This is a genomic window from Novosphingobium sp. BL-S-20, assembly GCF_055521635.1.
In genome coordinates, this window is the sequence record NZ_CM145493.1 from 805754 (window position 1) to 828545 (window position 22792).

At 65.7% G+C, this 22792-nt stretch carries 14 protein-coding genes; 6 read left to right on the forward strand and 8 right to left on the reverse strand.

All coding sequences use genetic code 11. The annotated features are described in order from the left end of the window. Positions 1-147: 147 nt before the first annotated feature. From ACZ1II_RS03490 to ACZ1II_RS03500, 3 genes are all read right to left on the reverse strand, one after another. Positions 148-1740 (reverse strand): alpha-amylase family glycosyl hydrolase, encoded by a 1593-nt coding sequence (locus tag ACZ1II_RS03490; protein WP_465144411.1) that lies wholly within the window; start codon positions 1738-1740, stop codon positions 148-150. Positions 1741-1762: 22 nt separating this feature from the next. Beyond that, a complete protein-coding gene (locus ACZ1II_RS03495) occupies positions 1763-3577 on the reverse strand; it encodes an alpha-amylase family glycosyl hydrolase (RefSeq protein ID WP_465144412.1) in 1815 nt (604 codons plus the stop codon). A gap of 289 nt (positions 3578-3866) precedes the next feature. Next, positions 3867-6650, reverse strand: a complete 2784-nt coding sequence (locus ACZ1II_RS03500; RefSeq protein WP_465144413.1) for a TonB-dependent receptor — start codon at positions 6648-6650, stop codon at positions 3867-3869. Positions 6651-6902: 252 nt separating this feature from the next. Between ACZ1II_RS03500 and ACZ1II_RS03505 the strand changes: the two genes are divergently transcribed. From ACZ1II_RS03505 to ACZ1II_RS03515, 3 genes are all read left to right on the forward strand, one after another. Beyond that, complete coding sequence (locus ACZ1II_RS03505) at positions 6903-7949, forward strand: LacI family DNA-binding transcriptional regulator (RefSeq protein ID WP_465144414.1); 1047 nt, start codon at positions 6903-6905, stop codon at positions 7947-7949. Positions 7950-8047: 98 nt separating this feature from the next. Next, positions 8048-9547 carry an MFS transporter gene (locus ACZ1II_RS03510; RefSeq protein ID WP_465144415.1) on the forward strand — a complete coding sequence of 500 codons (1500 nt, stop codon included), beginning with the start codon at positions 8048-8050 and terminating at the stop codon, positions 9545-9547. Between the two features lie 218 nt (positions 9548-9765). Then, positions 9766-11316, forward strand: coding sequence for a S10 family peptidase (locus tag ACZ1II_RS03515; protein WP_465144416.1), 1551 nt, complete (start codon positions 9766-9768; stop codon positions 11314-11316). A 60-nt stretch (positions 11317-11376) separates the two neighbouring features. Here ACZ1II_RS03515 and ACZ1II_RS03520 read toward each other — a convergent pair whose 3' ends face one another. Further along, positions 11377-12720: a dicarboxylate/amino acid:cation symporter gene (locus ACZ1II_RS03520; protein ID WP_465144417.1), complete on the reverse strand. Its 1344-nt coding sequence runs from the start codon at positions 12718-12720 to the stop codon at positions 11377-11379. 545 nt (positions 12721-13265) lie between these two features. On the opposite strand from ACZ1II_RS03520, the gene ACZ1II_RS03525 reads away from it, so the two are divergent. Together ACZ1II_RS03525 and ACZ1II_RS03530 are read left to right on the forward strand one after the other, a co-directional pair. Continuing rightward, entirely contained in the window at positions 13266-15695 is a 2430-nt protein-coding gene (locus ACZ1II_RS03525; RefSeq protein WP_465144418.1) for a glucose/quinate/shikimate family membrane-bound PQQ-dependent dehydrogenase, read from the forward strand. A 157-nt stretch (positions 15696-15852) separates the two neighbouring features. Further along, a complete protein-coding gene (locus ACZ1II_RS03530; RefSeq protein ID WP_465144419.1) occupies positions 15853-17211 on the forward strand; it encodes a carbohydrate porin in 1359 nt (452 codons plus the stop codon). 3 nt (positions 17212-17214) lie between these two features. Here the strand turns inward: ACZ1II_RS03530 and corA are convergent, their stop codons facing one another. From corA to ACZ1II_RS03550, 4 genes are all read right to left on the reverse strand, one after another. Beyond that, on the reverse strand, positions 17215-18195 hold the full coding sequence (gene corA / locus ACZ1II_RS03535) for a magnesium/cobalt transporter CorA (RefSeq protein WP_465144420.1): 981 nt from the start codon (positions 18193-18195) through the stop codon (positions 17215-17217). 112 nt (positions 18196-18307) lie between these two features. After that, positions 18308-20899, reverse strand: coding sequence for a bifunctional lysylphosphatidylglycerol flippase/synthetase MprF (gene mprF, locus ACZ1II_RS03540; RefSeq protein ID WP_465144421.1), 2592 nt, complete (start codon positions 20897-20899; stop codon positions 18308-18310). Further along, entirely contained in the window at positions 20896-21324 is a 429-nt protein-coding gene (locus ACZ1II_RS03545) for a DUF2147 domain-containing protein (protein ID WP_465144422.1), read from the reverse strand. The genes mprF and ACZ1II_RS03545 overlap by 4 nt, the downstream gene beginning before the upstream one ends. Continuing rightward, positions 21321-22037 carry an AcvB/VirJ family lysyl-phosphatidylglycerol hydrolase gene (locus tag ACZ1II_RS03550; RefSeq protein WP_465144423.1) on the reverse strand — a complete coding sequence of 239 codons (717 nt, stop codon included), beginning with the start codon at positions 22035-22037 and terminating at the stop codon, positions 21321-21323. The genes ACZ1II_RS03545 and ACZ1II_RS03550 overlap by 4 nt, the downstream gene beginning before the upstream one ends. Positions 22038-22318: 281 nt before the next feature. On the opposite strand from ACZ1II_RS03550, the gene ACZ1II_RS03555 reads away from it, so the two are divergent. Continuing rightward, complete coding sequence (locus ACZ1II_RS03555; RefSeq protein ID WP_465144521.1) at positions 22319-22765, forward strand: PDZ domain-containing protein; 447 nt, start codon at positions 22319-22321, stop codon at positions 22763-22765. Positions 22766-22792 lie beyond the last annotated feature (27 nt).

A 22792-nucleotide genomic window follows, 5' to 3' on the forward strand; every position in this document is an offset into this window, starting at 1 on the left:
ATGCGATGCGTCCAACCGCTTCCTCGCACCCAAAAAATCCCGTCATCCCCGCGTAGGCGGGGATCCCGCTGTTCTTGCGGCCAAACGAAAGGTGGCAGAAGGAAGCGGGGCCCCCGCCTTCGCGGGGGCGACGGGCTGAATTGGAGGTCACTCCTCGATCCAGATGGCCGCCCATGCGGGGAGCGAGCCGGGTGCGGCGTCATTAACGGCGGCGAGGACTTTGCCCGTTGCAGGCACCTCCTGCGGCCACGCCGCATCGCGTTCACCGATGTTGAACACGGCCAGCACCGACCGCCCCTCCGCCTCGCGGCGCAAGACCAGCCGTGTCTCGTCAGCCAGCAGCACCGTGCAAGTCCCCCGCCGCAGTGCCGCATCGTCACGCCGCACATGAATGAGATGCCGCGTCAGGTGCAGCAGCGAGGCGGGATCTGCCTCCTGCCGATCGATGGCGCGGGCGAGGTTCGCTTCGGAGAGCGGCAGCCACGGATGGCCGCTGGTGAAGCCGCCATGCTCGTCCTGCGCCTTCCACGGCAGCGGCGTGCGCACACCGTCGCGCGAGAGGGTGAGCGGCCAGTTGGCGATGGCCTCGGGGTCCTGAAGCAGTTCGAACGGCACCTCGTCCTGCTCCAGACCGAGCTCCTCGCCCTGAAACACGATCGGGTTGCCCCTGAGCGACAGCAGCAGCATGGCCTTCATCCGCGCAAAGGCGTCGCGGTGCTCAGGCGCGCACCAGCGCGAGACCGCACGGGGGGCGTCGTGGTTCTCGAAAGCCCAGCTCGGCCACCCCATGCCCGGCTCATCAGGCCAGAATTCCTGCGCGGCAGCGACGCGCGCGGGGGTCAGGTTCTCTGCATAGAGGAAGTCGAAGCCATAGGCGCTGTTCAGCCGCGCAGGCCCCTGAGTGAAGGCTTTCATCTCCACCCCGGCATTGAGCCCGCCGACTTCGGCCAGCGAATAGGTATCGGGATAGGAGGCGATCAGCGCCTGCAATCGCTCGATGAAGGCAAGGATATCCGGATGCGACTGGTTGAAGCGCTGGATCTGGAAGTCGTAGGGCCGCGTGCGGACTTTGCCGTCCTGCGGCGCGGGTGGATTGTCGCGCAGCAGCGGGTCGTGCATCGAATGGTTGAGCGCGTCGATGCGGAAGCCCGATACGCCCCGGTCCAGCCAGAACTTCGCGACGCCCAGCAGCGCGTCCTGCAGTTCCGGGTTGTGGCAATTGAGCTGCGGCTGCTCGGCCAGGAAGTTGTGCATGTAATACTGCCCGCGCCGCGCATCCCAGCGCCATGCGGGGCCGCCGAAGATCGACTGCCAGTTGTTCGGCGGGGTGCCGTCCTCCTTGGGGTCGGCCCAGACGTACCAGTCCGCACGCGCGTTATCGCGGCTGGACCGGCTTTCCACGAACCACGCGTGCTTGTCGGACGTGTGCGCGTAAACCTGATCGACGATGATCTTCAGCCCCAGATCACGGGCCCGCGCGATCACCGCGTCGAAGTCTTCCAGCGTACCGAAGATCGGATCGACGGCGCAGTAATCCGCGATATCATAGCCGAAATCAGCCATGGGCGAGGCGTAGAAGGGCGAGATCCACACCGCCTCCACGCCAAGGCTGGCCACATGGTCCAGCCTTGCGGCGATACCGGGCAAGTCGCCGATGCCGTCGCCATTGGCGTCCGCGAAGCTGCGGGGATATATCTGGTAGATGGCGGCACCGCGCCACCATTCGGCAGGTTCAGTCATGGTCTTTTCCGGGGGGAGTGGATCAGGGTTTGGCCGCGCAGACCGCAAAGCCGAGCGGCGGCAGTTCGATGCGCACCGAACCTGGCGCGCTGGCCGTGGCGGCGCAGGCCGTGCCCGCCAGCGTCTCGAACGCAAGCGAGGCTGGATCGACGGCGACAGCTGCGGAAACCGGCGCGGTCGAGGTGTTGAAGGCCAGCAGCACTTCGCGCCCGGTCTTGGGATCGAAGCGCGAGACGGCGACGAGGCCCGACTTCTCCGACGCCGCGCGGGTGACCGAACGGCCGTCGGTCAGCGCCGGGGTCTTCACGCGCAAGGCGGAAAGCTGCGCAATCAGGCGGTAGAGCGGATGGGCGGGATCGAAGCTTTCGGTGGCCGTGGTCTTTGCCGAGCCGACCAGCGCCTCGCCATTGTAGATCGCCACTTTGCTGGCGAACATGTCCTGCCGCGAAAGCTGGTCGCCGCCGGCACCGGCAAAGCCCTGCTCGTCGCCGTAATAGATCGTCGGCACGCCGCGCAGGGTCAGCAGCATGGCGTGGGCCAGTTCGTCGCGCTTCAGCAGTTCGTCCGCGCTCATCGCCGGGTTCGCCGCCTTCAGGAACATCGCTGCGCGCCCGGCATCGTGGTTGCCCAGGAACGTCGGCAATTGCATCGCCGCCTTGGCGCCGCCCTCGTAAAGCCCGTCATCATCGGGCAGGCGCGCCAGTTCCTCGCTGCTGCCACCGCCCGCCGCCTTCAGAACCGCGTGCATGAAGGCGAAATCCAGCACGCCGGGCAGCCCGGCATTGCGCGTCCAGCTGGCCAGCAGCGCCGGGTCGTAGTCGCCCGTCATCACTTCGCCGAAGATGTGGAAGTTCGGGATACCCTTCGCTGCGGCGCGTGCCTTCATGGCGGGAACGAACGCGTGCCAGAATTCCGGGTTCACATGCTTGGCGGTATCGATGCGGAAACCGTCGACGCCGTACTTGTCGATCCAGTCGCCGTAGATCGCGATCATGCCCTCCACAACGCGCGGGTTCTCGGCCGCAAGGTCGTCCAGCCCGACGAAATCGCCGTACTGCGCGCTTTCGCCCTTCCAGTCGGTATTGCCGCGATTGTGGTAGTAGATCGGGTCGTTCAGCCAGGCGGGCACTTTCACCCGCTCCTCGCCCTTCGGCACGAAGGGGGTATAGGCGAAGGACGGATCGGTCATCTTCGCCCAGTTCGCCGCGCTGGCATCGCCTTCGCCCGCAAAGCCGGCGTTGATCGGCGCTCCGCCCAGACCGCCTTTACGCGAGAACGGATAGTCCGCCTTGGAGCGGTAGGGATAGCCCTGTTCAGCGCCTTCCCGGTACTGGATCACATCCGCCGTATGGTTGGCGATGATGTCCATGTAGACCTTCATGCCCTTCGCATGGGCGGCATCGACCAGCGCCTTGAAGTCGGCATCCGTTCCGAAATGCGGATCGACATGGGTGAAATCGGTAATCCAGTATCCGTGATAGCCCGCGCTTTCGCTCCCCTTCGGCCCCTGCACCGCCTTGTTCCTGAAGATCGGCCCCACCCAGATCGCCGTCGCGCCGAGGTTCTGGATATAGCCGAGCCGCGCGGTCAGCCCCTTGAGATCGCCACCGTGGTAGAACGCCTTGTCGGTGGAATCGAAGCCGGTGGCAAGCTTGCCGCCCTTCAGGCCGCCCGCATCGTTCGACGGATCGCCGTTCTCGAACCGATCGGGCAGGACGAAGTAGATCACTTCCTGTTCGGGGGTGCGCGCGCGCAAGTCGTCCAGCGGACCGGCCATCGCGACCGGAGCGGCAAGCGATGCGGCCAAGGCCAGAAGAGAAGGAAGCAGGCGGTTCATTTCAAATTCTCCGATGTTTCCCGTCATCGTCACCCTGAACTTGTTTCAGGGTCCATCCATCAGCACGCCCCGAGGCCTCGGATGCGAGACCGGTCACGCGGTTTGCGCCCGATGTCGTGGCGCAAGGCCGACACATGGACCCTGAAACAAGTTCAGGGTGACGGGGGCGGAACCGGGAAGGGAGGGAGAGGGACTTCCCGGTTCCGCTTGTGCGGTGTCGCAGCGGAGGAGGAGATTCCTTTGCGACACCGAAAGTCTGGGCTCAGAACTTGCCCGAGCCCGGATGGGCTCAGAACTTGTACGTGAAGCCCGCAAGATAACGCGCGCCATAGCGCTGGTAGTCGATGATCTGGCGGCTATCACCCGGATTGGTCGTCACGAACGGCGCATTGGTCAGGTTCTGGCCCTGAATGTAGAGGGACAGCCCTTCCAGCGCGCTGCCCGGCTGGAAATCGTAGCCGATCTGCGCGTCGATGATCGTCTCGGGCTGGGCGCGGCGCCGCGTGCGGTTGGCCGCAAAGCCGGAGACTTCGCCAATGAAGGTCGAACGATAGCGCACCGAACCGCGCACGTTGAAGCCCCACTTCTCGAAGAAGGCCGTGCCGTTGGCGACCCACTTCGAATAGCCCGGCAGCGCGGAAGCGGCCTCACCCGGCGTCGGATGGATTTTCGATTCCGTATAGGCGACCGAGCCGGTGAGGCCGAAGCCCGAAAGCGCCGAGGTGAAGGCATCGAAGGGAATGGTCCCGGCCACTTCCACGCCGTAGAGCTTGCCGCCCTGGCCGTTGACCGGCACGTTGATCACCGCGATCGGCGAGATCGTGTAGCCGCTGCCCGGATTGGGCAGGGCCAGTGTCGAGCTGTCGATCACCACGTCCTGATTGTAGATGTAGCTCTTCAGTTCCTTCCAGAAGAACTGCGCGGCGATATAGCCCTTGGCGGCGAAGTACTTCTCGAACGTGAGGTCCAGCGCATTGGCGCGCCACGGGCGCAGGTCCGGGTTGCCCGACGATCCCGTCACCGCGGCGACACCGTTGGTGAACGTATAGCCGTATTCCAGCGAGGCGCGCATGTCGTCGAGGCGCGGGCGGATGATCTCGCGTGCGGCGGCGAAGCGGACGACGAAGTCGCTGGGGAAGCGCAGCGAGAGATTGAGGCTGGGCAGCACATCGATATAGTCGGTGCTCGACTTACGCGTGGCGTAGAGATAGCTCGGCGAGCCGTTGGGATTGAGGATCTGCTCCCCCGTCACCGGGTCGAGATTGGGCGCGGCGCTGCCGCCGCTGGAGTTCTGGTCGGTCCAGATCGCCTGTACGCCCACGTTGCCGGTCAGTTCGGCGGCGCCGATCTGCGACTTGATATTGGCCTGGAGATAGCCGGTCATCAGCTTTTCGCGGATCGCATAGCCCTTGGAAACGACGTCTCCGGTCGGGTTGGGCACCAGATTGTAGATACCGTCGCGGATCAGCGCGAGCGGGTTGTAGCTGATGACATTGCCGAGGCCGAGATACTTGAGATCGGTCGTGCCGAGCTGGTACTGCTGGGGCACTGCCACGCTCACCGTGCCGTCGGTATTGGCGGCAAGGCCCAGGAAATATTCCTCCGGCGTCAGCGATTTGGCGTGATTGGTGTAGTTCATCCCCGCCTGGATCGAGCTGAGGAAGGAGGATTCGAACTCCTTCTTTACTTCGGTGCGGAACTGCCAGAGTTCGTCCTTGATCTTGCGGTCGTTGTAGTAGCCGTCCTGCCCGCCGTAGATCGCGGTGCCGTCCGTACCGATCTGGGTGCCGCCCCAGCCTTGCGGGCTGGTCAGCAGAATCTGGTTCCAGTCGCCGTAATCGATGCCGTGGGTGAAGGTCGTGCCCTTGGCCGCGCTGGTGAAGCCGATCGTGTCGGTGGCGCCCGCGCCAAGGCGGCCGGTGCCGGAATAGCTTTCGACGGTCAGTTCGTTACGGTCGGTCTTCGAATAGCTGGCGTCGAACATCGCGGTCCAGCCGTCGTCGCCCTTCCATTCGTTGTTCCAGCCGAAGGAATAGAGCTTGGCGTGGCGCTGGAACACGTCGTTGCGCAGCACGCCCTTGACGTCGGAGAAGCTGCCCGTGGTGATGAGGCCGTTCTCGGCGGTATAGCCCGGATTGAGCACGGCAGATGACCAGTATAGCGGCAGTTCTATACCGCGCTTGATCTGATCGTCCTTGAAGTCGGAATAGAAGGCGTCGATCGTCGATGTGAAGTTGGGGCTGGGGCGCCACTGTAGAGTGCCGTTGAGGCCGAGACGCTTGAGCTTGCTCGACGTGTTGTACGACTTCGAGCCGCCGATCACCTTGTTGCCGTCAGGCGCGTCGGCATAACCCCAGGCGTTGAACTCCTGCACCTGGTAAGGTTCGTCGTTATAGCTGGCGCCGAGGGCCACGCCGATGGTGTCGTTGGCGAACTGGTCAACGTACATGCCGTTGACGCGGAAGCCCTTGTCGTCGGACCCCTTGTTGAGCTTGCCGAGATCGGCATAGACGCCGCGCGCGCCAACGGTGACGATGCGCTTGCCGGTATCGAGCGGACGGATCGTGCGCATGTCCACCGTGCCCGACAGGCCCTGGCCGACCAGGCTGGCCATCGGCGTCTTGTAGACGTTGACCGCGTTGATGACTTCGGAGGGATACTGGTCGTATTCCACCGCGCGGTTGTCACCGGTCGAGGTCTGTTCGCGGCCGTTGAGCAGCGTGGTCGAGAAGTCCGGCGCGAAGCCGCGGATCGAGATCGCGTTCGAGCGACCGTTGACGCGCTGCGAGGTCAGGCCTGGCAGGCGGGCGATGGATTCAGCGATGGAGGCGTCGGGCAGCTTGCCGATGTCTTCGGCCGAAACCGATTCGACGATCACTTCGGCGCGCTTCTTCTTGTTGACTGCCGATTCCAGGCTGGCGCGGAAGCCGGTGACGATGATCGCCTGATCCTGCTTGGGATCGTCCGCCGGGGCTGCGTCCTGCGCAAAGGCGCCGGTGGGCGCGGCGGCGAGCGCCGCGGCAAGCGCCAGCGAAGACGAATTGCGGCGCGAAAACTGCTTATGAAGCGACATCCTGTCCTCCTCCTCAAGTGACCGTCCGCATCCCTCGCTGTCTCGGGAGGCGGCCGTGGAAGGTCCGGCGTTTTTGCACCGCGACTCTTTCCTGTTCCCTCTCGCTTAGGGCGGGACAGGTGAATGCATAATATGGCATACGTATACGCAAGTGCCGCAGGGCCACGTTGCGTTGCGCGAATGCAACGCTGCGGACATGGGCCGAGCAGCGCGAAAACAGGGCTTTAGCGGGAAGAGCCGGAAAGCGAGAGGATGGGACGAAAACCAGGCAACAGGCCGACCAGTTTCGATATCGCCTACCGGGCAGGCGTGTCGCAGCCCACCGTCAGCCGGGCACTACGGGGCAGCAAGGCGGTGAGCGCGGCTACGCGCGCCCGCATCGAAGCCATCGCGCGGGAGCTGAACTACTCGGTCGACAAGAATGCCTCCTCGCTGCGTTCGCAGCGGTCGAACACGATCGCGCTGCTGTTCTTCGAGGAGCAGACGCCCGACGATTCGAAGATCAACCCCTTCTTCCTCGCGATGCTGGGATCGATCACCCGGCAATGCGCTGCGCGCGGGCTGGACTTGCTGATCTCGTTCCAGAAGATGGAGGACGATTGGCACGTTCGCTATCAGGACAGTCACCGCGCGGACGGCCTGATCCTGCTCGGCTACGGCGACTATACGCTCTACGAGAGCCGCCTGCGGCAACTGGTTGGGCAGGGCACCCAGTTCGTGCGCTGGGGATCGGTGAGCGAGGACAATATCGGCGCCACCATAGGGTCCGACAATTTCGGCGCCGGGCGGCTGGCGGGCGAACATCTGATCGGGCTGGGCCGCCGGCGGATCGCCTTCCTGGGGCAGGCGGACGAGCATTATCCCGAATTCGCAGAGCGCTATCACGGCCTCTGCGCGGCCATGACAGAGGCGGGGCTGGCCTGCGATCCCGCGCTTCAGCGCGATGCGATCAGCCATGAGGACCTTGGCCATGCGGCCATGCAGTCGCTCATCGACGAGGGGGTGGAATGCGATGCGGTCTTCGCCGCCAGCGATCTCATCGCCATCGGCGCCATGCGCGCGCTGGTGGCGGCCGGGCGTTCGATCCCCGGCGATGTCGCGGTCATGGGTTTCGACGACCTGCCTGCCGCCAGCATGACCAATCCTCCGCTGACGACCGTCATGCAGGACCTGAAAGGCGCGGGCGAACGGCTGGTCGAAACTCTCGTTGCATTGATCGAGGAGCGTCCGCTTCCCGACGCGACGCTGGGTGGCAGGCTGATCGTTCGCCGTAGCACATCGGCCAGTACTTCGAGCTGACCTTGCGTATTCGTATGCATGTTGCCGTGCCGGGAGCACCGTGCGAGGGCCGGGAAGAGCGAGACGCCGGAAGATCACGCTGAAGGGAAAGGGACGCGATGAAGGGGGGCGAAACGCTCGAAAAGCCGAAACAGGGCTGGGCCGGGCTATGGAACATCAGCTTCGGCTTCTTCGGTATCCAGATCGGTTTTGCGCTCCAGAACGCCAATATGAGCCGGGTCTTCCAGTCGCTCGGCTCCTCGATCGACGATCTTCCCGCGCTGTGGATCGCCGCGCCGCTTACCGGCTTGCTGGTGCAGCCGGTGGTCGGGCATCTCTCCGACCGGACCTGGCTGGGCCGCTTCGGTCGCCGCCGCCCCTATTTCCTCGGCGGCGCGGTGCTGGCGACGATAGCCTTGCTGGCCATGCCCGAGAGCGGCGGGTTGCTGATGGCGGCCATGTTGTTGTGGATGCTCGACGCCAGCCTCAATATCTCGATGGAGCCGTTCCGCGCTTTCGTGGGCGACATGCTGCGGCGCGACCAGCACACGGCGGGCTATGCGGTGCAGACTGCATTCATCGGTCTGGGCGCGGTGGTCGGATCGCTGTTTCCTTATGTGCTGGACCATCTCGGCGTGAGCAATGTCGCTGCGCCCGGCGGCATTCCCGATACCGTGCGCTTCAGTTTCCGGGCGGGCGGGCTTGCCTTGCTGGCCGCCGTGCTCTGGACGGTGCTGACGACGCGGGAATATTCGCCCGAGGAGCAAGCTGCCTTTCGCGAAGCGGAGGAGAGCGCATCGGGCGCGGAGCGCCTCGCCGCCCGCAGCATGGTGTCTGGTCTGCCCTGGATCGTCGGCGGATGTCTCGTCGCGCTTGGTGTCTGGTCGTGGAGCCTCGAAAAGGAAGTCTACCTGCTTGCCGGTCTGCTGGGTGCATATGGGCTGGCGGTGATCGCGGCGATTGCCCTGGCGCGGGCCGGTCGGGAGGCTTCGATGCTGGCGGGGATCGTCGGCGATTTCTCGGGCATGCCACCGATCATGAAGCGGCTTGCCTTCGTCCAGTTCTTCAGCTGGTCGGCGCTGTTCATCATGTGGATCAACACCACGCCGGTGGTCGCTCAGTATCATTTCGGCTCGGCCGATCCGGCGAGCGGGGCCTATCAGGCGGCGGGCAACTGGGTGGGCGTGCTGTTTTCCGTCTACAACGGCGTGGCGGCGATCGCGGCGCTGGTGCTGTTGCCGTGGCTGGCGGCGCGGCTCGGCAAGGCGTGGACCCATGCCGTCTGTCTCGCACTTGGGGCGCTCGGTTTCGCGGGATTCATGATCCTGCGCGATCCCCGGCTGCTGGTACTCTGCGAGATCGGCATCGGCGTCGCCTGGGCTTCGATCCTGGCGATGCCCTATGCGATTCTCGCCGGCAGTCTGCCGCAAGCCAAGCTGGGCGTGTACATGGGGCTGTTCAACGTCTTCGTCGTCCTGCCGCAGCTTCTGGTGGCGACCGTGATGGGATCGATCATGAAGGCGTTCTTTCCGGGTGAGCCGATCTGGACGATGGCTTTCGCCGCAGTGACGCTGCTGGTGGCCGCGCTCGCTTCGCTGCGGCTCGGCCGCGACGTCTAGAAATGGCCGGTGCAGTACGCCAGCAGCAGGATGATGGGGATGGGAACGCCGATCAGCCAGAGTAGACCCGAGCGCATGATATTGTCCTTTCTTCCTCTCGCAGAAGGACAAACCGTGAAGTCGCAGGCGGTTCCATGCACAGGCAACCGGGCGGCTTGTGGCGCCGTCATAATCCTATAAGAAACCCTCCGGTTCGCTTCAAAACCAGAGGAAATTCAATGCGGCTTCCTGCCTCCCTTGCCTTTGCTTCCCTGCTCGTCCTGTCCCAGCCTGCCTTCGCCCAGAAGGGTGACGCCGCCGACGCCGGCAAGCAGCATGCCGAAAAGACGGCCGAGGCGGTTGCCGCGAACTGGGCCAGCGCGCCGGTCGAGGAAGTGACGAAGACCAGCAAGGGCACGGCGAAAGTGGACGGCAAGTCCATCGCCTACACCGCCACCGCCGGAACCCTGACCATCCGCGATGCGCAGGGCAAGCCGACCGCCAGCATGTTCTACACCGCCTATACTGCGCCCGGTAAGCACCGTCCGGTGACGTTCTTCTACAATGGCGGCCCCGGCTCGGCGAGCCTCTGGCTGCGCATGGGCAGCTTCGCGCCCGACCACGTCCGCACCGGCAATCCCGAGGCGGTGCGCCCGGCACCCTACGATGTCGGCCCCAACCCGGACAGCCTGATCGGCAGCACCGACATGGTGTTCCTCGACGCGGTGGGCGCGGGTTATTCCCGTCCGCTGGGCGATGCCAAGGGCGCGGATTTCTACGGCGTCGATCAGGACGTGGACGCTTTCGCCAAGGCGATCATGCGCTATGTCACCAAGAATGCGCGCTGGGGCGATCCCAAGTACATTTTCGGCGAAAGCTACGGCACCACCCGCTCGGGCGCCCTGGCTTATCAGCTTGAAGACCGCGGCATGGCGCTGAACGGCGTGGTGCTGCTGTCGTCGATCATGAACTACGGCATTCGCCAGTCCGGTTTCGACACGATCCATATCGGCTACCTGCCGACTTACGCCGCCGTCGCCTGGTATCATGGCCGCGTCGCCGATCGCCCGGCCACTGTCGACGAATTCGTCGAGCAGGCCCGTCAGTTCGCCAACGGCGAATATGCCGCCGCGCTCGCCAAGGGGCAGGACATCACGCCTGCCGAAGAAGACGCCGTGGCGCAGAAGCTCAGCCGTTTCACCGGGCTTTCGGTGGACTACGTCAAGCAGGCGAACCTTCGCATTGATCTCGGCCGCTTCCGCAAGGAGCTGCTGCGCGGCGGACGCGAGACGGTCGGCCGGTTCGACGGTCGCTACAAGGGCGTCGATGCCGATGCGGCAGGTGAAAGCCCCGAGTACGATCCTTCCGACACCGCGATCAGCGGGCTCTATGTCGGCAGCTTCCTCGATCAGCTCACCACCCAGCTCGGGTACAAGACCGATCTCGATTACCGCCTGAGCGCGCGCGAGGGCGGCGATTTCGACTGGGACTGGAGCCACCGTCCGCCAGCGGGACGCTCGCAGAACGTGGCCGACGTCACGGCCGACCTCGGCGCGGCGATGCGAACCAATCCGCATCTGCGCGTGCTGTCGCTCAACGGCTATTACGACATGGCGACGCCGTTCTTCTCGACCGAGCGCGATCTCAAGCACATGATGCTGGAGCCGGGCCTGCGGCAGAACCTGCAGTTCCGCTACTATCCCGCGGGACACATGGTTTATCTCAACCCCGAGGCGCTGCACCAGATGCGCCTCGACATGCAGCGCTTCTATGCCGAGGACGCGCGCTGAATAAAAAAAATGGGGCGGTGGCCAAAAGCCATCGCCCCATTTTTACAAGTTCCCGCCGGGTTAGTGTGCGGCGGGAACCGCTTCGTTCGCCGCTTCGATCTGCATCGGCCCGCGAATGCCGAGGCGCTCGGACACGATCGTCGGCACCAGGGCCTGCCCGGCGACGTTCACGGCGGTACGGCCCATGTCGAGGATCGGGTCGATCGCGAGCAGCAGGCCGACGCCTTCCAGCGGCAGGCGCAGGGTGGAGAGGGTGAGCGTCAGCATCACCACCGCGCCGGTCAGGCCCGCCGTCGCGGCAGAGCCGATCACCGAGACGAAGACGATCAGCGCATAGTCGGAGAGTTGGAGCGGCACGCCGTAGAACTGGGCGACGAAAATCGCCGAGATCGCCGGATAGATCGCCGCGCAGCCGTCCATCTTGGTGGTCGAACCGAGCGGCACCGCGAAGGCGGCATAAGAGCGCGGGACGCCGAGGCGCTCGGTCACTTCCTCGGTGACGGGCATCGTGCCGACCGAGGAGCGCGAGAGGAAGCCGATCTGGATCGCCGGCCAGGCAACCGAGAAGAAGCGCAGCGGGTTGATCCGGTGGAGCAGCAGGAGGGTCGGGTATACGCCCAGCATGACGATCGCCAGGCCGATATAGACCGCGCCCGCAAAGCCGCCGAGCGCGGAAAGAGCGTCCCAGCCGTAGCTGACCACGGCATTGGCGATCAGCGCCGCCGAACCAAGCGGGGTCAGCGCGATCAGCCAGCGCAGCAGCTGGCGCAGCACGAGATTGGCCGAAGTCATGAAGGTCAGGAAGGCTTCGGCCTTCGCACCGACCTTTACCGCAGCGGCGCCGACCGCGACGGCGGCGATGATGATCTGGAGGACATTGAACGAAACCGAAGTCGCCGGGCCATCGGCCTCCAGCGTGGTCGATGCCGTGATTCCCAGGTAGTTGGCGGGAACCAGCCCCTTGAGGAAGTCCAGCCAGCCGCCCACCGCCTGGGGTACTTGCGCGGCGCCGGCATCGACGCTGGCATGGAGGCCGGGCTGGATGGTCAGGCCGAGAGCGATGCCGATCAGCACCGCGATCAGCGCGGTGATGGCGAACCAGAGCAGGGTCTGGCCCACCAGCTTCACTGCATTGTCCAGCCCGCGCAGCGCCGCCACCGAGGCGATGATCGCGGTGAAGACCAGCGGCGGCACCAGCGTGCGCAGAAGCTGGACGAAGATTTGCGCGATCGTGTGGAAGGTTTCCGTTGCGCCGCTGGCCAGGGCGCTGTCCGGTCCGATCTGCCGAACGATTAGCCCGGCAGCGAGGCCGAAGACCATGCCGAGCATGACCTGGGTTCCGAAACCGGCCCGAATTCCAAAACCGGGAAGCCACGACCGTTCGGCGCGCGGGTTATTCGACATTCGCTTACCTTCACATCCTGCCCCGGTACGAGGAAGACGCGCCCTGCGTCGCCGGGCGCATCGTTTTTCGGTCGGGGCCTCGTCCGGTATCTACCCGGCTGGTGGCTCAATTTCGTCACTTGCGGGCCGGGATGCAAGGGGCGGATAGAGCTCCTTGCGTATGAACCTGACGCAAGACAGCGGCTTGCATGGCAGATGGTGTTTGTCAACCTAAATGGTAGACAATTAGGGGTGTGTTGCTCCCGTTGATGGGCGCGCCACCTCCATAACAAAAAGATGGTCTTCCATGCCATTATGTTTTGGAATATTATGGCAATAACAAAGCAATAAACGATTGCCTCTGCGCAATTCAAATTGGTCGAAGATGCGGTGGAGTGGCTATGCGCGACGCTTCCAATCCGTGCGGTCACCTAATCCGGCAAAGCATTGGTTGCGCGTATTTCCCGCTTCGCATTTCCGAAGTGGGCATTGTCGCGCCCTTTTGCCGTTTCCGTGTCGCGTGGGTCTGAATCCGTTTCGTACGAAAGCAAGCAAGGAGGTGTCGCATGCGGGGCACGACGAACGACAGTGGTCTGCTGACCAGAGCATGGCTACTCCTGCTCGGAGTAGTGATCCTGGGGGCAGGGCTCTTCTTCACGATCGCGGGTGCCAAGCTCGCCAGCCTCGGAGGCAGTCTCTACTTCGTGTTGGCCGGGATCGCGCTGCTCGTTTCCGGCTTCCTGATCGCCCGCCGTCGTCCGGTGGGCGCACTGCTGTTCGGCGCAATTTTCCTGCTGACGGTGCTCTGGGCGCTGTGGGAAGTGGGCTTCGCGTTCTGGCCGCTGATTTCCCGCCTGCTGGCTATGGGCGTCGGTGCGACGGTGGTTGCGCTGTCCTATCCGCTGCTGCTGCGCGCGGCGGGCCGTGTGCCTGCGTGGAAACCGGCCATCGGCGTTGCCGCCGTGGTCGGGATTGCCTCCGCTGCCGGTTTTGCCGGCATGTTCGTGCCGCACGCGACCGTGGCGTTCTCCGGCCAGGAAGGCGCGCTGATCCCGGTCGACCCTGCCCATGAGCAGAAGAACTGGGAAGCCTACGGCAATACCGGCGGCGGCAGCCGTTTCGTGGCGCTGGACCAGATCACCCGCGACAACGTGAACAAGCTCAAGGTCGCCTGGACCTACCGCACCGGCGACGTCGCGATCAGCGACGGCAACGGCGCCGAGGACCAGGACACCCCGCTCCAGGTCGGCGACACCCTCTATGTCTGCACGCCGCACAACAATGTCATCGCGCTTGATGCCGACACCGGCCGCGAGAAGTGGAAGGCGCGGATCGACGCGCGCGCTTCGGTCTGGAACCGTTGCCGCGGCCTTGCCTATTTCGATGCCAAGGCACCGCTCCAGCAGCCCCACATGCCCGGCTCGACCCCGATCACTGCGGTCACCCTGCCGGAGGGCGCGCCGTGCCAGCGCCGCATTCTGATGAACACCATCAATGCCGAGCTGATCGCGCTCGACGCCGACACCGGCAAGTTCTGCCCGGACTTCGGCAACGGCGGCCGCGTCGACCTCAAGGCCGGTCTCGGCAATGCGCCTGACCCGCAGTACCAGCTGACCTCGGCGCCGACGATGGCGGGAACCACCGTGGTCGTCGGCGGCCGCGTGGCGGACAACGTCCAGGTCGACATGCCGGGCGGCGTCATGCGCGGTTTCGACGTGATCACCGGCAAGCTTCGCTGGGCCTTCGATCCGGGCAACCCCGCGATCACCGGCATGCCCCCGGCAGGCCAGACCTACACCCGCTCCACCCCCAACGTCTGGGCGGCGATGTCCTACGATGCCGCGTCGAACACCGTGTTCATGCCGGTCGGCAGTTCCTCGGTGGACCTCTACGGCGTTCCCCGGACCTCGCTCGACCACAAGTACGGTGCATCCATGCTCGCGCTCGATGCCACGACCGGCAAGGAAAAGTGGCACTTCCAGACCGTCCATAACGACCTCTGGGACTTCGACGTGCCGATGCAGCCGACCTTCTTCGACTTCGCGGCGAAGAACGGCGCCACCGTTCCCGCGCTCGTCTTCGGTACGAAGGCCGGACAGCTTTATGTGCTCGACCGCGCGACCGGCAAGCCGCTGACCGAAGTGGCGCAGGTCAAGGTCAAGGCCGCCGACATTCCGGGCGAGCCTTATTCGCTCACGCAGCCCAAGTCGGTCGGCATGCCGCAGATCGGCGTCGGTCCGCTGACCGAGGCCGACATGTGGGGCGCCACGCCGTTCGACCAGCTCATGTGCCGCATCGCCTTCAAGGGCATGCGCTACGAAGGGCTCTACACCGCGCCCGGCACCGACAAGTCGCTGAGCTTCCCCGGTTCGCTGGGCGGCATGAACTGGGGCGGTCTCTCGATCGACCCGACCAGCGGCACGATCTTCGCCAACGACATGCGTCTCGGCCTCTGGGTCCAGATGTTCCCGCAGACCAAGGAACAGGCGGGCAAGTCCGGCGCCGCCGGTGAGGCGATCAATACCGGCATGGGCAGCGTTCCGCTGAAGGGCACGCCCTATTCTGTGGTGAAGGATCGCTTCCTCTCGGCGCTCGGCATTCCCTGCCAGGCTCCGCCGTTCGGCACGCTTTCGGCGATCGACATGAAGACCCGCAAGATCAAGTGGCAGGTCCCGGTCGGCACCGTGCGCGACACCGGCCCGATGGGCGTCAAGATGGGCCTGCCGATCCCGATCGGCATGCCGACGCTGGGCGGCACGCTGGCGACGCAAGGCGGTCTCGTCTTCATCGCCGGAACCCAGGACTACTACTTGCGCGCCTTCAACTCGGCGAACGGCAAGGAAGTCTGGAAGGCCCGTCTGCCGGTCGGCAGCCAGGGTGGCCCGATGAGCTACAAGTCGCCGAAGACCGGCAAGCAGTATGTGGTGATCACCGCGGGCGGTGCACGCCAGTCGCCCGATCGCGGGGACTACGTGATCGCTTACAAGCTGCCGTAAAACGCAGGGACGGCTGACGGGGGCGGTGCATGGGCACCGTCCCCGCGCCTTTCATTCTATATAGAAAATCCCGCATCACAATCGATTGCGGAGAGGAGGGGGCCGAGGCCCGACGCTTTCCATCATGACACGATCCTTTGCCCGAATGACCGCTCGAATGACTGGCTGCGGTCTGCTGATCGCCGCCCCTCTTGCCGCCACGACCGCCTATGCGGAAGAGGATGGCGGCGAAGAGACTACAGTTGAATCCGGAGCCGAGACCAGGGAACAGTCTGCGGCTGCACCCATGGCTTCTGTCATCAGCACGGAAAAGACCGTTGCCGCACCTGCCGCGCGCGAGACGCTTACCGGCAATTGGGGCGGGCTGCGCAGCGACCTCAAGCAGGCCGGCGTGACGTTCCGGGGCGACTACGTGTCGGAGAGCTTCGCCGCCGTCGACGGTGGCCAGCGGCGCGGGACCACTTATGTCCACCAGCTTCGCCTCGGGGCTGACTTCGACATGGACAAGCTGGCCGGATGGCAGGGCGGGATCGTCCACGTGACCTTCAACGACCGGCGCGGCGTCGGCATTTCCTCGGACTTCGTGGGCAATCGCCTGCCGATCCAGGAAGCTGCGGGCGGCTATTACGCGCGCTTGACCGAGGCCAGCGTCGAGCAGAACCTGATGGGCGGAAAGCTCAACTTCCGCGTCGGCTACTTTGCCATGGGCAACGATCTGGGCGGTCAGCCGATCGGCTGCAACTTCGTGAACGCGGCCTTCTGCGCCCATCCGCTCTCGATGTCGGGAGACAGCGGCTGGTACAACTATCCCAATGCCCGCTGGGGTGTCGCGGTGCGGTACAAGCTGCGTCCGGACGTGGTGCTGCGTACCGGCGTCTACCAGGTGAATCCGCGCCTCAATGACGAGGACAATGCCTGGAATCCGTTCGCGGGCGGCACGATCGGCGCGCTGCTGCCGTTCGAGGTGGAATACGATCCCGGCACCCGTCCGGGCAGCCGCGTACTGCCCGGCCATTACAAGGTCGGCGTCTACTACGACACCGCGAGGGTGAACAAGCAGGGCGGCGGCGGCACCGTCAGGGGCCGCGGCGGCTTCTATATCCTTGCCGATCAGATGATCTACCGCGAAGGTGGCAGCAGCCGGGGCGTTTCGCTGTTCGGCCAGTTCACCGCCAATCCGCAGGTCTCAGGCCAGATCAGCCGCTGGTATGCCGGCGGTGTGGTCAAGATCGGCACGTTCAAGGGGCGCGATGCCGATACCATCGGCCTCGGCTTCACCCATGCCGTCGTCGATCCGCGCCTGCGCCGTTTCCACGTCGACAGCGCGCCGGTTCCGGGGAGCTACGCCTCGCTTCCCGCAGGCGAGACTGCGCTGGAACTGAGCTATGGCTTCCAGGCGAACCGCTGGCTGGTGATCCGTCCCGACGTCCAGTACATCATCGACCCCGGCGCCTTCAGCTTCCGCTCGACGCCCAATGCGCTGGCGCTGGGCCTTCAGGTTCGCATGCAGCTCTAAGGGTCAGAGCCACTTGGTGTGCCGGAACCAGGTGTAGAGAGTGGAGCAGAGCACGGCGATCACGCCCAGCACGGCGAAATAGCCGTAGCGCATGTGCAGTTCGGGCATGTTCTCGAAGTTCATGCCATAGATACCCGCAATGGCGGTCGGGACGGCGAGGATCGCCGCCCAGGCCGCCAGTTGCCGGGTGATCGTGCCCTGTCGCTGCGATTCCAGCAGGTGGCTGACCTCGAACACCGTGGTCAGCACTTCGCGCAGGCTGGCGACCATGGATTCGACGCGGCGGACATGGTCGTAAACGTCCTTGAAATAGGGCCGCACCGCCGTGTCGAGATAGGGCACGTCGAGATGGACGAGCTTGCTGCTCACTTCCGCCATGGGCGCGAGCACGCGCTGGAAGCGGATCAGTTCGCGGCGCAGGCCGAACAGCCGCATCACGTCGTCGCGGTCCAGGAAGACATCGAGCGCGCGCTTCTCGATCTCCAGCACGTTCTCCTCGATGGTCTCGACGATCGGCAGGTAGCCATCGACGATGAAGTCGAGAATGGCGTGGAGCACGTAGTCGACGCCGTGGGACAGCAGGGTCGGCGCTGCCTCCAGCTGGGCGCGCAGTTCGGTATGGGCGCGGGCTGAGCCATGGCGAACCGAGATCACATGATGCTTGCCGACGAAGACCGAGGTTTCGCCGTAGACGATCTCGTCGCCTTCGAGATGGGCGGTGCGGGCCACCACGAAGAGCTGGTCGCCGTAGATATCGACTTTGGGCAACTGGTGCGCCTTCAGCGCATCCTCCACGGCCAGCGGGTGGAGACCGTAGGTCTTCTGCACGGCGCGCAGTTCCGCCTCGGTCGGCTCGTGAAGGCCGATCCAGACGAAGTCCTCGCTTTGTCCGGCGGCATGATCGAGCAGCGGTGGGCAGCTGTCGAGCGAAACCGATTCGGCGGGGTGGCCCTGGCGATAGAGGCGGGCGGCAATGACGGTCATCGGGGAGGGGGCTTTCCGGATTTCTGGTCGTCTCGGCAGGACGATAGCGCCGGGCGGGCGGCCCGAACAGTCACGCCTCGCTTCTACCTGCCGGTTTTCGGGGACTGCTTCGCTAGGGCCTGCGCGCCTGGTGGCGCTGCCGCGCGGCGCTGCCCTTGCCGTCGGAGATCAGCGCTTGCAGGTCGAGCAAGGCGCGGCCCGTCGCCATGCCGCCGTTGCAGGCGATGTAGCGCGGCTCCCACACTGGCGCGAACTTCTCCTTGTAATTGCGCAGGCCTTCGAAGCCGTAGAAGGCTTCGCCGTGGCGGAACAGCATCCCTGCCGCCCGCGCCCAGGTCGGAGCGAGGCGGCGGGCCTCGATACCGGAGAGCGGCGCGAGGCCGAGGTTGAACCAGGCATAGCCTTCCTGCCGTCCCCAGAGCATCAGACGGGTGAAAAGGAAGTCCATGCAGCCATAGGGCACGTCGGCGCGGTGGCGCATCAGGTCCACCGAGAGTTCCTCCCGCCCGGCCGTCTTCCAGATATTGGCGAAGGCGACGATCCGGCCCTCGCAGCGCACCACGGCGATATCGCAGCGAGCGATATAGGCCTCGTCGAAACGGCCCACGCTGAAGGCCTTCTCGCGCTGTCCCTTGGCCCGCAGCCATTCGTCGGAGACGGCGCGCAGTTCGCCCATGAGCGAGGGCACGCGGGCGGCGGGGACGATGGCGAATTCGGCGCCTTCGCGCTCGGCGCGGCGCATGGCGTGGCGCAGGGGGCGGGCTGCCGGGCCTTCGAGGCCGAAGCGGGAGAGATCAACCCGCGCTTCCTCACCGTACTTCATCAGTTGCAGGCCCATGTCGATGGCGATGGGCAGGACTTCGGGCGTGACCTGATAGAGCAGGACGCGGCCCTGGTTGGCGTCGGCCCGCTCGCGCAGCAGCCAGAGCAGTTCGGGCCAGTCGGCGGGATCGCCCACCGGGTCGCCCATGACGATCCAGGAATGGCCCTGGACCTGATACATCAGCATGGAGCGGCCTTCGGGACCGGCTAGGAACCGCTTGTCGCCGGTAAGTGCAAGCATCGATTCCGAGCGGGTGGCGTGGCGGAGCGCCGCCTCGACGTCGAGCGGGCCGTCGTCGGGCAGCACGGCGCGGCGCGAGGGGCGCAGGAAGGCGAGCAGGATCGAGGCGCTCATCACCACCGCGACGGCGAAGCTCGTGCGCAAGTAGCGCGAGGCGTCGCCCGACCAGGCAAATTTCCACCAGAGACTGCCGCGATAGGCGGGGAAGGTCTGGGCGAAATAGCCGATCACCGTGACCAGCGCGATCGTGGCGACCATGGCGAGGACCCAGTTCCCGCTCATCACGTCGGCGGTCAGCGCGGTGCGTCGCCAGAAACCCTTGCGGGCGATCTGCAATACGCCTGCGACGGCGAGCAAGGTCAGCGCCTCTTCCCAGTCGAGGCCTTTGGCCAGCGAGAAGGCGGCGCCTGCCAGCAGCAGCGCGCGGGTCAGCAGGAATGCGGCATCGAGGCGTCGGTAGAGTGCCGGGGCGAGCAGCAGCAATAACGTTCCGACGAGGCTGGCGGCGATCTGCGAGGCTTCGACGAAAGGCAGCGGCACGATGCCGCGAATGTCGGCCATGCGCTCGGGCAGGGCGGGGGTCGCGCCCGACAGCAGCAGGATCGCGCCGCCGAGGAAGACGAGCAGGGCGATGGCACGGGGGGCGAGGCTGACCATCATGGTCTCGCCCGCCTTCAGCGCGAGCACGGCGGGGCGCCGCCAGCGGGCATGTTCGTGGCGCACGAGCAGGACGAGAGCGAGAGCCAGCGGCACCAGGTAATAGACGATGCGGTAGACGAGCAGGGCGGCGACGAGTTCTCCGGCCGGGATCTGCGGGCAGAGCGCGACGACGGTCGCCTCGAACACGCCGAGTCCGCCGGGAACGTGGCTCACCAGCGCGACGACGATGGCCAGCACATAGGCGAGCAGCAGCGGCGGATAGAGTGCGATCCCGGCATGGGGCAGCAGGACGTAGAGCGTTCCGCAGGCCGCCGCGATATCGGCCAGCGCCACCAGCGTCATGCGCGCGATCGCCTGCGGGCCGGGCAGGTGCCAGCGCCTGGCCAGCAGCGTTCCCGCCCCCAGCAGCGCCAGCAGCACGGCGCCTGCCGCGTGCTGGACGCCGAGGGGAAGGACGTGCTGCGCCGCGACCAGCGGGCGATGATGGACCAACAGGGCCAGCGCCACCGAGGCGAAGACGCCGGTCCAGAAAGTGATCCCGGCAATGGCGGTGACGCGGGCCACTTCGCCGGTGGTGAGGCCTTTGGCGCCGTAGATGCGCAGGCGCGCGGCGGCGCCGGTCAGGATGCCGAAGCCGAGGTTGTGGCTGAGCGTATAGCTCGTGAACGAGGCGAGCGCGGCGGTGCGGTAGGGTTGCGGCCGTTCGATCGTGCGCAGCGCCATGACGTCGTAGATCGTCAGCAGCAGGTAGCTCGCCATGGTCAGGCCGAGTGCGGCGGCGAGGCGCCAGCCGGGGATTGCGCGGGCGGTGCGCATCAGCGCGTGAATGTTCAGCGACATCGCCAGCCGGTGCAGGCAGAGCGCCGCGAGCGCCAGAACCAGCGCCGCGACCGCCAGTTGCGCCGGAACCGCCAGCCTGCGGGCCAGCGGTTTCAGGTTGGCGAGGCGTCTCGATAGCGCTTGTGGGACGGCCGTGTTCATGAGCGCCGCGTCCAGGTCTGCGACTTGCAGATCAGCCCGTGCAGGATACAGCCGCTGATCTTGAGATGGCCGGGATCGAGCTGGTGGATGCGCGAGAAGAAGGTCTCGCCCATGTCGGGGACGAAGACCTGGCCCTGCCAGCCGCCATCCCCTTCGCGGTGGTAATCCCGCAGAAGCTGGGTGCCGACGAGATGGCCGACCCCGGCATCGGCGGCGTCCGCCACGGCCTGGCCGCCGACCCAGGTCACGGTGCCGCAGAGCATGGCACCGCAGGGGGCGACCGCCACTTCCACGTCGCCGCGCGGATTGAGCCAGTGGCCGAAGGGATCGGCGGCATTGGTGGCTCGCGCGGGAACGGCGGTGGTCAGGGCGCCGAGGAGGATTGGCAGAATTAAGCCGAGGCGGGCGCGGCGGAAAGGGTTCATCGGGCGGTCTCCGGACCGGCAAGTGTGTGGGTGAGAATGGCGCTGCGGACGGCGTCGAACAGGCGCTCGGCGTCCTTGTTCAGATAGTGGTCGCCGGGCAGGACGATCTGCGTCAGGCGGGGCAGATGGAGCAGCGGGCAGAGGCTTTCCGGTTCGTCGCGTCCATGGATGCAGACGACCGGAATCCAATTCAGCTTGCTGGCGCTGGGAAGAGCTGGGGCGTCGGGCCGGGTCTCGTCCAGCCATTCGAGCGGCGAGACGCGCAGGAACACGGTGCGGGTGGGCACGGTCAGCACCACCAGCGCGACATGACGGCGCATGTCGGCGGGCAGATGCTCCAGCCCGACATGGACCATGTCCGAACCGAAGGATTGCCCCAGCACGATCACGCGATCGGTATGACCCAGCGCCATGGCGCGGCGCATGGCCTCCGCCAGCATCGCCGAGACTTCCTCGGGCGATCGGCGGACCTTGAAGTAATTGAGCGAATTGACGCCGACCGTGGCGATGCCGTGATCGGCGAGGCGCGTCGCAAGTTCACCGCCCAGCCCGGAGCGCAGGCCCATGTCGCCGGACAGCAGCACGGCGGCGTAGCGGTCTTCGACGACCTTGCCATGCGAGGGCATGTCCACGAACGGGCTGGCGTTCCACGCGCCGAGCCAGCCGAATACGCCGACCAGCAGCGCCGCGACGACGAGAATCGCCGCGATCACGATAGCAGTTCGGCGCCGCGGCCTGGGAGAAGGCATTGTGGTCATGATGCCGCTCTGCGCCGTTCCACCTTGCCGCCGGGTGGAGCGAACATGGACTTTCCTTAATGTGACTTGGCCGCCGCGCGGTGCGATAGTGCAAGGCGTGGGTGTAACTTGCCGCCAGCCTCGTGCTGGTACCGAGGATATTGCCGTTCCATGTTCGTTTCGCCCGTTTTCCCACCTGCCTGTTCGGACCCGTGCCGTGCCAGCCGGTCCCCCCTCCGGGGAGAAGCGGCTTGACGATGACCGACCTCAACGAGCGCAAGAGCCGCCTGCTGGGACTCCTGCCGATGCTTGGTGCGCTGCTGGCGGTGACCGGGGCGCTGACCTGGGGCGATCTCTGGGCGCAGCGGCATTTCAACCTGATCGGACAGAGCCTGCCTCGCCCCCACGGCAACCCGCCTGGCGAGGACTGGCGGCAGGTGCTGGACTTTACCGCCGATCCCGTGCCGGGGCCGCAGCCGGGCCTCGTCGTCACCAGCGTCCGTTCGCGCGGCCATGCCGAGAAGGCGGGGCTTGTCGTGGGAGACTGGATCGAGCGCGCCGACGGGCGCGAGCCGCCGACGCTTCAGGCTTTGGCAGAGGAGTTGTCTGCGCGTGGACAAAGGCCTATTCACCTGACCGTGGTGCACCAGGGCGCGGTCCGCACGATCGATCTCGCCCGGGAGCCGGAGCTGACGGCTCCGTAATACGACGTGAAGGGGCCGGGCGAAGAG

Coding starts and splice junctions, on each gene's coding strand:
- ACZ1II_RS03555 (WP_465144521.1), top strand. CDS start 22,319: ATGACCGACCTCAACGAGCGCAAGAGCCGCCTGCTGGGACTCCTGCCG.
- ACZ1II_RS03525 (WP_465144418.1), top strand. CDS start 13,266: ATGCGGGGCACGACGAACGACAGTGGTCTGCTGACCAGAGCATGGCTA.
- ACZ1II_RS03495 (WP_465144412.1), bottom strand. CDS start 3,577: ATGAACCGCCTGCTTCCTTCTCTTCTGGCCTTGGCCGCATCGCTTGCC.
- ACZ1II_RS03545 (WP_465144422.1), bottom strand. CDS start 21,324: ATGAACCCTTTCCGCCGCGCCCGCCTCGGCTTAATTCTGCCAATCCTC.
- ACZ1II_RS03500 (WP_465144413.1), bottom strand. CDS start 6,650: ATGTCGCTTCATAAGCAGTTTTCGCGCCGCAATTCGTCTTCGCTGGCG.
- ACZ1II_RS03505 (WP_465144414.1), top strand. CDS start 6,903: ATGGGACGAAAACCAGGCAACAGGCCGACCAGTTTCGATATCGCCTAC.
- ACZ1II_RS03490 (WP_465144411.1), bottom strand. CDS start 1,740: ATGACTGAACCTGCCGAATGGTGGCGCGGTGCCGCCATCTACCAGATA.
- ACZ1II_RS03520 (WP_465144417.1), bottom strand. CDS start 12,720: ATGTCGAATAACCCGCGCGCCGAACGGTCGTGGCTTCCCGGTTTTGGA.
- corA (WP_465144420.1), bottom strand. CDS start 18,195: ATGACCGTCATTGCCGCCCGCCTCTATCGCCAGGGCCACCCCGCCGAA.
- ACZ1II_RS03515 (WP_465144416.1), top strand. CDS start 9,766: ATGCGGCTTCCTGCCTCCCTTGCCTTTGCTTCCCTGCTCGTCCTGTCC.
- ACZ1II_RS03530 (WP_465144419.1), top strand. CDS start 15,853: ATGACTGGCTGCGGTCTGCTGATCGCCGCCCCTCTTGCCGCCACGACC.
- mprF (WP_465144421.1), bottom strand. CDS start 20,899: ATGAACACGGCCGTCCCACAAGCGCTATCGAGACGCCTCGCCAACCTG.
- ACZ1II_RS03510 (WP_465144415.1), top strand. CDS start 8,048: ATGAAGGGGGGCGAAACGCTCGAAAAGCCGAAACAGGGCTGGGCCGGG.